We start from the raw sequence: 12,855 nt of genomic DNA, 5'->3' as shown, positions 1-12,855 counted from the left end.
CCTTTATAGCTTATAAAAATAAAGTAGGATCACCAGCTATTGATGTTAACTTTCCGTTTTCCATAATCCCCATTTTTTCTAACCAGCGCTCAAACTCCGGAGCCGGTCGCATGTGAAGCAATTCTCTTAGTGTGGCAATGTCATGGAAGCTAAGAGATTGATAATTTAGCATACAGTCATCTGCCATAGCCACACCGATTAAGAAATTGACACCCGCTGCAGCCAGGAGGACTGCTAAGTTTTCCATATCATTTTGGTCCGCTTTCATATGATTGGTGTAACAAACATCCACTCCCATCGGCAAGCCATGAAGTTTTCCCATAAAATGGTCTTCAAGTCCCGCACGAATCACTTGTTTACTGTTATATAAATACTCGGGGCCAATAAAGCCTACTACTGTATTCACTATAAACGGCTTATATCGCTTGGCCAGCCCATAGCACCTAGCTTCTAACGTTAGTTGGTCAATACCATGATGAGCATCTGCTGACAGTTCCGATCCCTGTCCTGTCTCGAAATACCATACATTCGGACCAGCGGCTGTTCCTTCTTTTAGAATCAGTTCATTTGCTTCATCTAGCAATTCCACGCTAATGCCAAATGCTTTGTTTCCCTGTTCAGTACCTGCCAAACTCTGAAATAATAAATCTGCTGACCCTCCCTGTTTAATCGCCCTCATTTGTGTTGTTACATGTGCTAAAACACAATTTTGCGTCGGAATATTCCACTTCTCAATTAACTCCTTTGTCATATTTAAAATCGCCTTCACACTGTCTGCCGTATCAATAACCGGATTAATTCCAATAACCGCATCCCCAACGCCGTAACTCAATGCTTCAAAAATCGCTGCCTTGATTCCTTGTAAATTATCATTAGGGTGATTAGGCTGTGCTCTCCCTGCTAATCGTCCCTTTTGACCAATCGTTGTGTTACAACGTGTTTCTACTGTGATTTTTGATGCCGCTTGGATCAAATCCAAATTTGTCATAATCTTCGTTACTGCGGCAATCATCTCGCTTGTTAGTCCTCGGCGAATATGAGTGATTTCGTTGTTCATTACATTCGGTGATAGAAGGTATTCACGAAGTTCCGCAACCGTCCAATTTCGAATTGATGCGTAAATTTTTTCGTTAACCCCTTCCTCTATGACACGTGACACCTCATCTTCTTCTGGCGGCAAAAGCGGGTTATTTCGAATATCAGCAAGAGTTAGCTCTGATAAAACATGTCTTGCTGCAATTCGTTCTTGTGCATCTTGCGCATGAATACCCGCTAGCTGATCACCTGATTTTTCTTCATTTGCTTTTGCCATAATTTCTTTCAAACTTTTAAATTGATAAGTTTTTCTCATTAATGTGATCGTTGTTTTCAAATTGAATCACCTCCTAATTTTTCATAAAAGCCAACGTTTTGATGACTACAGGAACCATACTTTGATTGATTGTTTCTCCTATATCAATGTAGTCACCTTGTTCAACTACAACTTGATCAATCGAAATGATATCTACTTTATTGTTAGATTGAAGCACTAGCAATTGTCCAAGTGCTTTCGCAATATCGTTTTCACAGATGACTACTAAAACAGGATTCCTCGGAAAGTATTTTTCATAAAGCGAAAATAATATCTTGGCTACTTCTTTTAATACTGCATATGAACAATAAGAAATCCCTCGAATATGAATGGCAAAAGGAATTTCTTGTTCCCCTTGAAAGTACTGCTTCCACTCGATCATCGCATGTTTGATTTGCTCATACACATAATCTCTGTTTTTTATTTGTTCATTGTCTAGCTCAATCATCATGATTGGTAAATTGCGGATCGGGAGACGTGACGGGGCAACATGTATAGTAGCCCCACTAATTTCTGTACTTTGCATCCCGGCTCCGATTACCGTTGCACGAGATGTTTGCGTCGCTTTTATTAGTTTTAACGAACAATTTTCAATCTCCTTTACTACTTCATGTGCAAGAAGCGGACCGATATCTCCATAGACAGCGGTGTCATAGATCGTTTTAGGAGCTTCTTTCTCAAGCAACTGACCAATTCCTCCAGAAATCATCACCTCATCGATAGGAGGAATCACTTGAAAACTCGTGCTGTGAATTAGCGAATCATCCAACCGGATCGGTTTCTGACCGGTTAACGAATTCAGCATATCTTTGCACATTTCTTGGACAATCTGCTGCATTTCTTTAAAACAAATTTTTTTCTTTACCTCCAGTCGATAATTTTTCGAATGTAACCATGGTTCAATAGATGGGGATATAAACGTAATTTCACCATTCTGATCTAATTCGATTAATCTTCCACCAACATGATAGGTAATGGTACCTAATACTTTTCCTCTCCGAAAAAGTACAACATTCGCTGTTCCACCCCCAATATCAATGTTAGCAACTGTTCCTTTCACTTCTTTAGATCGCAAAAAAGCACCAGATCCTTTGCCGGCAAGCAACGCTTCCAAACTAGCACCAGCAATGGCAACTACAAAATCCCCCGATTTTTCAGCTAAATAATGTAGAATGCTCTCTGCATTTTTTTTCGTTGCGGTTTCGCCGGTTATGATCACAGCGCCAGATTTTACTTCTGATACATTCACTCCTGCCTTTTTATATTGCTCTTCAAGCCATCCCATGAGAGTTTTCAAATCAATTTCATCCCGTTTCTCTTTTAACGGCGTTGAGTACATAAGGCTTTCATACACAATTTTTCTCTCAACAATTTCGTAGCGAGGCAAAGAAAAATGACTAGATACTTTTGCATATTTTAAATGACTTACAATAAATTTTGTCGTACTTGTTCCGATATCGATTCCCACGCTAATAATCGATTGACCTTCCACTCTACTCACATCCTAAAAATCCTGTGTTTCAGTTATTGGCGCTGGTTTCGTATTATACTCAAGAATTTTTCAATCAACTGTAGAATCAGTATTTCATACTCTTCTTTCATCTAATAGATTTTTAGATTTTTTCTTCTGTAAAATACCCGTGGTGCTAGTTGAGCTTTAGCGCTCAACTAGCCCAAGTGTAACCAGGGAATAAGCTAACAATATACCGTCTAGTGCCACTTCAAATCCGATAATCGAATTGGCTCGGATCCCCGTGATGCGATAGTGGTCAACCAGAACCGAGAACACCGTCTCGATCACTTTGCGTTTTTTTTCGGATCCATTCTTCCCATGCCTTGGATGGGCCGTGCTTTTGATTGTGTCGAGACGGTGTCCAGAACGCGGCTTGGTGTTCTTCGTACAGCTTTTCTAGAAGAGCGTGGCTGATGTACCCTTTGTCCCCAAAGTTGTAGGGATGAGGGATTGGAGTCATCACCGTTTCAGCGGCTTTGACGTCGTGGCAGGACGCTTCCGTCACGACATAGCCCATGGCCAGCCCTTGATTGGTCACTTGAAGATGCAGCTTGAAACCGTAGTACCATTGCTTTTTGGAAGCACAATACCCCATATCCACGATCCCTCGAAACCGCTTGACGCGCTGCATTCTTGCGGGATGGCACAACGGAAGAGGCAAGCTGTCGACGACCGCATAAGCATGGTATTGACCACGTTTCGCCAGCTCATGACGGATCCATTTGATGGCGAAACCAAGCGCCCGGCAGCGGCGGTTATACCGAGAACGTTCGAGAAACGAGCCGTTTGTGAACAAATTTCCCGTGACAAAACGATGCCACGCCCGTTCAGAAGTAAAACCGAGCAGCTTTCCTAAAAGATGAATGGCGATGATGACAGCGTCCTCTTGCTTGTTTGAGTTTATCTAGCACCACGGGTTTTAAAAAAATTTTATATAAATATTAAAGTATATTTAAAGAATAAGAACAATTTTTATGTCAGTTTATCTAACATATTTTTTACACCAAAATCCTAAGATCATTTCTATAATATGTTATTAATTACCTTTGCCATTGATAATCGGAGTGGTGATAGGAAGAATGGTCTATTTAAGATGTGAATATACAAATAAGTTAAAATATTACTATAGAAAGAGTAGAAAGAAGTCAATCAACACGTCTACAAAAAGAAAAATTTGCACAGAATGGGAGGAAACTCAACGTGGTAAAAAAGAAACTTGTTAGGAGAAATTGGTAACTATTCATCCCGATAGTAGTATGTAAAGGAGCGCAACACAAATAAGGCATCCCCGTAATAGAAAATGCCCTAAGTGGTAGAAAGAACACGATCGAGCGTTTCGCCTGTCAACAGAAGACATAACGAATCCCACACGTTTTTTTCGTGTTTCGTCAGTGTGGAAATGATGCTTCTTGTGATGCAAAACGACTGGGCGAATGTTTCTTCGCGAAATGTACCCGAAATGTTCTCTTTGACTTTAACCATGCGAAGATCGCGTTCGGCTTGGTTGTTGTCAAAGGGAACATGTACTTCACGTAAGAAACGCAGCGCTTCTTCCTTTCGTTTTTGAAGGCATCGAACAAAAGCGAGTGCTTTTTTCGGAAGAGGCGTCATCGTTTCCAATCGGTGTTGTGCTCTTTCTAGGATGCGATCATACGCTCGTTCCCACCGTCTCGCTTCTTCTTCGGAAAGTGCACCGTGATGGGCTTCGACGGCTTGCTTGGCGGCCAACAGAAACGTGGTCATGCGCATCGCCCGCGTATGCCCTTGTTCGATGAATCCTTTTAACTCACGCAAATGGTGGGCATGGCAAAGGGCATGGGTGGCATGTGTGTATTTCGGATATGTACCGAACGCATCGTGCATCATCGTTCCTTCATATCGGGGAAGAATCCCGATATCATCGGTCGCTTTCTTTCCACGAGAAGCGTGAGGAGCCAAGTACGTATATTTCGATGTGCACGCGACATGCACCCATGCGAGTTTCCCATTGATGCGCAAACTCGTTTCATCGACATGCAGGATGTTGGATTCAAGTAAGGCGTTCTCGATCATGTCCATATTTGATTCCAGCGCTTCGCGTCCTCGTTTCACCATATTGGCAAGAGTTCCCGTACTAATCGAGTGTTGATATAACGCTTAGATTGTATCACTTAAACGCTTGTACGGGATCAATTGGATATGATGTAAATAAACAACGAGCGCCGTGAGCCGTGGACCGTATTGCACATGATTCGTGACGTGGGATGGGAATTCGGCTTGTTGAACACATCGACAATGTGGACACGATTTCACCTCACGTTCATGTTGTGTCACCTCGATCGGCACAGGAGGGACATCAAACACTTGACGGATATCGACTTTGAACGGTTTGACTTCACGCAAAGAAGCCCCACATCCTTGACACGTATGCACACGGTGGACGACACGATGATGTGGATGTTCCACTTGACGGAGCGTCGTTCCTTGATGTCCTTCTTGTCCGCCTGGCTTGTTGCCAGATGGTTGACGAGAAGAACGTGTGTTGGCAAAACGGTCAGAAGATGGGGGCAAATGGCTATTGGAGCTGTTTTTTTTCGTGCGTGCTTCCAGCTCTTGAACGCGATACTTCAGTTGTTCATTTTCTTTGCGCAGCTGTTTGATTTCGTGACGCAAATGTTCATTTTCTTGAACGAGTTGATGAATGAGCTGTTTTTGTTGTTGGACTTTGCTGATTAAGCTCTCAACTGTAAATACAGCTTGTTGTACCGTCAACACGCGATTCACCTCCTTGTCTATCAGTATTCACATCATAGACAAGGAAAGAAGAAAATATTCAGCTCACTTTATGATGTGGCTGAATAGTTACGTTTAGTGTGAAAAACAAGAAACGATAACTTATGTTACCAGGGATTAATGCTTTATGGTATTAATACCTATTATGATTATTTTCCGTAACCGAAAAGGGCAAGTTTTGGTATAAGCGTTACCCATTAAAAAAGGTCCGCTAGGCACAGCATCACCTAGCAGGACCTTTTTAGGATAATTTTATTTTACCAATTCTCTCTCTTCAGTTTCCGTCATCCTTTTAACATAGCTTGATAATGTATGACTTAAATTTTTTGCTACATGCCACATTAGAACAGGAGGTATGGCATTTCCTAATGCCTTATACTGCGTTCCTTCAGAATTGATCAATTTAAATGATTCAGGAAAAGATTGTATTCTTGCCACTTCTCTAGGTGTAAAGCGTCTATATCTTCCGTTAATATTTAGAACAGGATCTGTACTGTTAAGGCTAACTTTTGCCAAATGTGCGCCAACTGTATTACAAGGTTTGTTAATATCTTGGGCACGGCCTTTATTCATCTCTTTTTTAGCCCTAAGCATTCCTTCAACTGCTCTTTGACTAAAATAATACTTCTCTTCCACCTCGTTCTCGTCAAAAATGACTTTTTTTAAAGGAACATGAGGTTGTCCAAAGAGACTTTCTTCTTCAAAATGAGTAGGCTCAGGAAAATTATAACTTAATTTAACATCTTTTCGTAAGCCAACAATGAAAACACGATGTCTATTTTGTGGTACACCATAATCAGCAGCATTTAGTACACTGTATTTCACTTCGTATCCGCAGTCTTCGAATTCCTTAAGGATAAGCGGAAATGCTTCTCCTTTGTTGGCTGATAAAATACCTTTTACATTTTCTGCAATAAAGGCCAGCGGTTGTTTAGCCCTTAATATCCTGACCATTTCGAAGAATAGTCTTCCTGTCTCATTTTTTATCCCTAGTCTTTTGGGATTTTGGGCTACAATAGAGAAAGATACACATGGGAAGCCACCCACTAATACATCATGTTTCGGGATGTCATCTTCTGGTACATCTCTAATATCACGGACATCAGGGATGATATTGAAGTTTTCGCTAAATATTTCAGCTACTTTGGGATCAATTTCGTTTGCATAAATAGTTTTAAAAGGCAGTTTGCTGTAATAATTACCCAAGAATTCAAAATCACCATGTAATCCTAAATCTCCTCCGCCACAACCAGAAAATAAAGAAACAACAGTAAACATAAACATCACCTTTTATATCAATAATTGTACCTCCACCCCACATTTCTTCGGGTCAAAATAAATGTCCATTCCATCACGAGGCATAGCAGACAGATTTCCACGCTTATATTCTCCGACAGGGTCTTGAATAATAATAAGTCTTGTGTTTCCTTTTGTTACCATAAGACGATAAACAAAATATTTTTCCCCATGCGTTTCAGCTGCAGACCACTCATTCGGTGTTAGATGAAACCTCATAAAATTAATTGGGGTAGAACTTGCAGTAGTTTTAACCTCAATAAACCGATGTTTTCCGTCAATTTCCCGTGAGTTTATATCATATCCCACAGCATATGTATCTGGAATTAATTTTATCAAATGTTCTAAATCAGGTCTCCCCTCTAAAACGACTCTTTTCTTTTCATGATTTAATACCAAGCTTTCTCCTACAAATCCTATGCTTTCAGCAGATGATAAACCACCTTCAGCAATTATTTTATCCAAATCCAGCATTTCCTTTAGTTCTTGATATTTAGAGGACGTGTCGGTCATTAATGCAAGAATGTCGGTATCAAAAAAGCCATCTTCACGCTCGGTATTAAAATAACGGACCCATTCATCATCTAGATCTTTAACATCATCAATTGTTATATTTGAAATATCCTTTATTTTTTCATAATAATCAAATAAATCACTGGTTGGATTTATAAATCTTTGAATCGCAATATCCTCTACATGATTTATATAATATCTGCCATCTGCATGCTTTACAAGCAAGTTTGCTTGCACCATATAATCCAAAATATCACCGGCATAGCGTATCACGTCACCGGTCCAGTCATATTCGATATTATTTCTTCTATTGTGCATCACTAAGTCCCAAGTATCTTCTACGCATCGATTGTCTCTTGTAACCCTTAGGTCATTAAAAACACAATGAGTTGCTTCTGCTTTTGTTATACCGGCTCTGTTTCCGCTGTTTTTTTCAGCAGTATATAGCATTTTTAAGACATAAGAACATGGCCGAAATTTAATGCCTTGTCTTAAATACTCTAAATTCATATGTGGCTTCAGAAAACCGCCAGGATACTGAAAGTGATAACAAAAGAGCTTAAAAAACTTCACTAAGTCCTGAGTAGTGGCTAACTCAACTGCTCGTCTGCTAGGTTTAAGGTAAATGTCCTCTCTCTCAATAAAGCAAAATAAGGCATCTATTTCTGTTCTCCAGTTATCTATTGTCTTTTGTTTCTTAGTCAAATTTCCTGGATATCTTCTAATGGCAGCGTTTAATTCTTTAGTAAAATCTGTGGCAATCTTCTTACCAATGGCAGTAATTTCTGTAGCAAGGTATATAAGTACATTTTCAATATCATTTTTAAATCGAGGTCTTGGATGATGTATTCTAAAATAATACTGTTCAGGAACTTGGTACAATAACAATCTCCCCCACCTCTTGTTTATAGATATTATGCGAAATTTCCCGTTACCTAGACCCCATCTTAGTGCTTGGAGAGAGGAACGAAACTATATGTCTTATCTCTCTCCCCAATTATTATTTTGTTATTCAAGATAAACGGTTAGCTGTTCAGCAATAGCTTTTGCCAATAATGGTGGTACTGCATTACCAACTTGTCTATATTGCTGTGTCCTGTTACCATAAAATATAAAATCGTCAGGAAAAGACTGGAATCTAGCATTTTCCCTAACTGTCGGTACCCTGTTAGCTTTATAGTGAAAATGATGACGATGTCCTGTATCAATTGTTAAAGCTGGACGTTTGCTGTGATACCTTGTCCATGCAACATTGAAATTTCTAGTTTTTCTATACCCTTCAGGAAGGTCTTTAAAGTTCCCACCTTCCGGTACTAGACTAATGATTTTTTTAGTTTGTTCACTATGATTTGTGGCCTGATGATTATAAATAACTTTGGAGTTTCTACGACAGAAACTCTGGAATTCATTTTTTGGTTCGGAAACATAATGTTCTATTTCATTACCTAATGAATCTTCTAATAATGGTAAATCACTAGTAGCTTCTTCGGCAGTTATCCAATCATTTTCAAATAGAATCTTTGGCTCCGGAAATACAAATTTCTTCCCGTTTTTAAGCCCCACAAAAAATACTCTCTTTCTCAGCTGAGGAACACCATAATCAGCTGCATTTAGTATTTGGTAATTAACAGTATACCCTATTCTGTTAAACTCTTCTAAAATACTATCTTTAATGGCGCCTTTAAAAAGACTGACCAATCCAGGGACATTTTCGATCACAAAAGCTTTAGGTTGCAGTTCTTCTACAATTCTTATAAACGATAAATATAGCTTGTTCCTTGGATCATGAAGTTTCCTTGGCCCTGCAATGGACATCCCTTGACACGGCGGCCCACCGACCACCACATCCACGTTTTGATAATTTATGGTTCGAAGAATTTCTTCTTTAGTGATTTCAGTGATATCTGTACATAATCCTATACTTCCCTTATGATTTTTTTCGAAAGTTTCAATAGCGGCTTTATCGTTGTCTATCCCTAATAAAGTTCGGTATCCGGCCAGTTCAAACCCCAAGGATAGTCCTCCACAGCCACAAAATAGGTCAATGATATTGTACATAAAGCAAATTCCCCTTATTCGTTTTTATTAATTAAATAAACAACACAGCTTGTAGTTACAACATTTTATTTTAACAAAAAGTAATTTGTCTATATTGATATTACTCCAAGAAAAATAAAAGCATAAAATCAAAAAAATGTAAAATCTAATATACAGGAATGATGTATAAAATTTTGTGTAAAGCATTTTGCTAGACCAAAAGAAAAAAGGTAGGGTATTCTCTGATTGGACCAAAAATCTTAGAGAAAGGAGTACCCTACCTATGTCTAAAAGAAGTATACCGAATGTCGACTGGGCAAATCAACTGGAAAATGCCATTCGTCAGTTTGTAAAAGAAAAATTAGAACTGATCATGCGAGAAGAAATCAAACATTTCCTCGAAATCGAACAGGCTGGAACGCCGAATATGAGAAACGGCTACTATCAGCGAAATCTAGATACGCAATATGGCCGGATTGAGGGTCTTTTGGTTCCAAGAGACCGAAACGGGGAATTTCAAACGCAGCTGTTTGCCCCTTACCAACGACACACCGGCTGGCTGGAAGAAGCCATCATCAAGATGTATCAAAGCGGCATGAGTACACGGGAAATTGGCAAGTTTATCGAACGAATTCTAGGAAGTACCTATTCTCCTACGACAATCAGCCATATTACCGATGTCGTAAAGGAAGACATCGAAAAATGGCGCAATCGTCCACTACACAAGCGTTATTCCGTCTTATATTTGGACGGTTTGTACGTGAAACTTCGCCGCGAAACCGTGGAGAAAGAAGTCATTTATGTGGTGTTAGGGGTGAACGAAGAAGGATAACGCGAAATTCTCGATTTCTTTGTAGGAGGACAAGAAAGCGCCTATGGATGGCGGGAGATTCTCCAACAGCTCTACAAAAGAGGCGTCAAGGAAGTGCTTCTTGGCGTCTTCGATGGCCTTCCGGGGCTGGAGGAAGCCTTTAAGGTGGTGTATCCGAAAGCCGATGTACAGTGCTGTGTCGTTCACAAAGTCCGTAACACCCTCAGCTGTGTTCGGAAAAAAGACCAATTCGAAGTGGCCGAGGATTTCAAGCTGATTTATCGCGCGCCGAATAAGGAGATGGCGTTACAAATGTTTCAACAGTTTGAGTCGAAATGGTCCAGCAAATATCCAAGAGAAGTTCAATCTTGGGCAAATGAGTTGGATGTCCTCCTTACATTTATGGATTATCCAAGCAGTATTCGAAATGTAATTTACACGACCAATGCCATCGAACGAACGATCAAGGAAATTCGGAAACGTCTCAAGCTGATGAACAGTTTGAGCAGTTTAGAAGCCGCGGAAAAAGTCGTGTATTTAACCATCCAAGACTTTAATGAGAAATGGGCGGGGCGAAAGTTACAAGGATTTGCCGAAGCGCAGGAAGTCCTCCAGCGAATGTTTGAAGAATGTTACAATTAACTATATATTGTAAACGAAAATAAACAAAATAAGGGGATTTTCCCTTTCCCCACAGGAGACTGAATATTCAGTCTCCTGTGGGGAGGAAATCGGTTCCCTATCCATTCTAAATCCATTCAGAGATACCCTATCTATCTTACATTACACAAAATTCTTGACGGTACCCACTTCATCCCCCTTTGTTTATTTCCCTCTTTCGATAACACTTTATGGACGTTTTTATATCTTTATGACTTTACAGAGGCAAATCCCAAAAATGTAAGCGCTATCAAAAAGAGGGTTGTAGAAATATTTCTTAATTTTAAGAAAATTCTAAAAGTATAGTACAAAAATTTTTTTATTCGTCAAGCTTTTTTCCGCTCCGATTGACTTGGAGCGGAACGTTTTATTTTTGTACAGCTTTTCTTTCACGTTCGCGCAATTCAACGCGACGAATTTTGCCCGAGGTCGTTTTTGGCAAATCGTCCACGAACTCAATTTTGCGCGGATATTTATACGGCGCTGTTAGTTGTTTCACGTGCTCTTGAAGCTGCGGAATTAAATTCGGGTCGTTTTTATCTACCCCTTCTCGTAGCACAATAAACGCTTTAACAACGTGCCCCCGAATTTCATCTGGGCTAGCGACAACCGCACATTCTTTCACAAATGGATGTTTCACTAATGCATCTTCCACTTCAAACGGACCAATTGTGTAACCTGAGCTAATAATAATATCGTCGCCACGACCTTCAAACCAAAAGTACCCTTCCTCATCTTTTTTCGCTTTATCGCCAGTAATATAATATTCTCCACGAAACTGCATCGCTGTTCGTTCCGGGTCTTTATAATAACACTTAAATAAAGCTGGCGTTTCGACGTGAACCGCAATATCTCCGACTTCTCCAACCGCACAAGGCTCACCGAACTCATTAATAATTTCAACACGATTCCCTGGTGTCGGTTTCCCCATCGAACCTGGCTTTATGTTCATTCCTTTCATCACGCCGACAAGCAACGTATTTTCTGTTTGTCCATATCCATCGCGAACTTGAACACCAAAATACCGCTCAAACGTATCAATGACTTCTCGGTTTAACGGTTCACCTGCTGATACAGCGCTATGCAAGTGCGGCAACTTATATTGAGAAATCGTCGGCACCTTCGCCATAAGACGATATTCGGTTGGTGTACAACAAAGTACATTTATACGGTACTTCTCTAGCAGATGCAAATATTTTTCCGGCTCAAAGCGGCCATGGTACACAAAACCTGTCGCCCCGCATCCAAGCGTTGATAAAAACGGGCTCCATACCCATTTTTGCCACCCTGGACTTGCTGTTGCCCAAACAAGATCCCCTTCTTCAATACAAAGCCAATTTTTTGCTGCTGTTCTTAAGTGAGCATATGCCCAAGCGTGCGTATGCACTACACCTTTCGGATTTCCTGTCGTCCCCGATGTATAAGATAAAAATGCCATATCTTCACGAGACGTCTCTACAGCAACAAATGCATCACTTTGTTTTGCCATTTCTTCATGTAAATCGAGCCATCGCTCAGTCGAACCGCCGACCGAAAATGCGACCATATTTTCCATACCCTCAATAGGAATGAATTGCTCAACATATGGAAAATAAGCAATAACCCCTTTCACTTCCCCATGCGAAATCCGATATTGCAAATCTTTTGTACGCAACATCTCGGAACTCGGAATAACGACAAGCCCGGCTTTCAACGCACCTATATATACCGCATATGCTTCTAACAAACGCGGGAGCATCACGAAACTTACGCAAGGAAGCCCCCGCCTTTAGGCACGGGGAGGAATTGCACCTTACGCAAGTTCCGCCACCCCCTTTCCATAAGCATATCCGTCAAATCGCTGAATGACTTGGACATATCTATAATTTATTCCTTGTGCGATACGCTTTCCGTCTTTGCCTT

5 protein-coding genes and 4 pseudogenes are annotated in these 12,855 nt (G+C 40.3%); 1 reads left to right on the top strand and 8 read right to left on the bottom strand.

All coding sequences use genetic code 11. The annotated features are described in order from the left end of the window. Positions 1-10 precede the first annotated feature (10 nt). From ETB99_RS08605 to ETB99_RS08575, 7 genes and pseudogenes are all read right to left on the bottom strand, one after another. The gene (locus ETB99_RS08605; protein ID WP_042895911.1) at positions 11-1,372 is read right to left on the bottom strand and encodes an ethanolamine ammonia-lyase subunit EutB; all 1,362 of its coding nucleotides are present in this window, start codon (positions 1,370-1,372) and stop codon (positions 11-13) included. A 13-nt stretch (positions 1,373-1,385) separates the two neighbouring features. Then, a complete protein-coding gene (locus tag ETB99_RS08600; RefSeq protein WP_171700391.1) occupies positions 1,386-2,843 on the bottom strand; it encodes an ethanolamine ammonia-lyase reactivating factor EutA in 1,458 nt (485 codons plus the stop codon). Between the two features lie 165 nt (positions 2,844-3,008). Next, positions 3,009-3,756 (bottom strand): annotated as a pseudogene (locus ETB99_RS08595) (IS982 family transposase); the annotation flags it as partial. Between the two features lie 413 nt (positions 3,757-4,169). Then, positions 4,170-5,618 (bottom strand): annotated as a pseudogene (tnpC, locus tag ETB99_RS08590) (IS66 family transposase). A 270-nt stretch (positions 5,619-5,888) separates the two neighbouring features. Continuing rightward, the gene (dcm, locus tag ETB99_RS08585) at positions 5,889-6,914 is read right to left on the bottom strand and encodes a DNA (cytosine-5-)-methyltransferase (protein ID WP_216366126.1); all 1,026 of its coding nucleotides are present in this window, start codon (positions 6,912-6,914) and stop codon (positions 5,889-5,891) included. Positions 6,915-6,926: 12 nt separating this feature from the next. Continuing rightward, entirely contained in the window at positions 6,927-8,333 is a 1,407-nt protein-coding gene (locus ETB99_RS08580) for a protein NO VEIN domain-containing protein (RefSeq protein WP_063211361.1), read from the bottom strand. Between the two features lie 120 nt (positions 8,334-8,453). Continuing rightward, entirely contained in the window at positions 8,454-9,503 is a 1,050-nt protein-coding gene (locus ETB99_RS08575; RefSeq protein WP_042894807.1) for a DNA cytosine methyltransferase, read from the bottom strand. 262 nt (positions 9,504-9,765) lie between these two features. On the opposite strand from ETB99_RS08575, the pseudogene ETB99_RS08570 reads away from it, so the two are divergent. Further along, a pseudogene (locus tag ETB99_RS08570) lies at positions 9,766-10,935 on the top strand (IS256 family transposase). Between the two features lie 385 nt (positions 10,936-11,320). Here the strand turns inward: ETB99_RS08570 and mbcS are convergent. After that, positions 11,321-12,694 (bottom strand): annotated as a pseudogene (mbcS, locus tag ETB99_RS08565) (acyl-CoA synthetase MbcS); the annotation flags it as partial. Positions 12,695-12,855: the final 161 nt, after the last annotated feature.

The organism is Anoxybacillus sp. CHMUD, assembly GCF_013096965.1.
GTDB classification, from domain to species: domain Bacteria; phylum Bacillota; class Bacilli; order Bacillales; family Anoxybacillaceae; genus Anoxybacillus; species Anoxybacillus kestanbolensis_A.
This window is presented reverse-complemented; position numbering and strand designations above follow the sequence as displayed.

Excerpts from the sequence above, each read along its gene's own strand:
- dcm (WP_216366126.1), bottom strand. The coding sequence starts at position 6,914 with ATGTTTACTGTTGTTTCTTTATTTTCTGGTTGTGGCGGAGGAGATTTA.
- ETB99_RS08575 (WP_042894807.1), bottom strand. The coding sequence starts at position 9,503 with ATGTACAATATCATTGACCTATTTTGTGGCTGTGGAGGACTATCCTTG.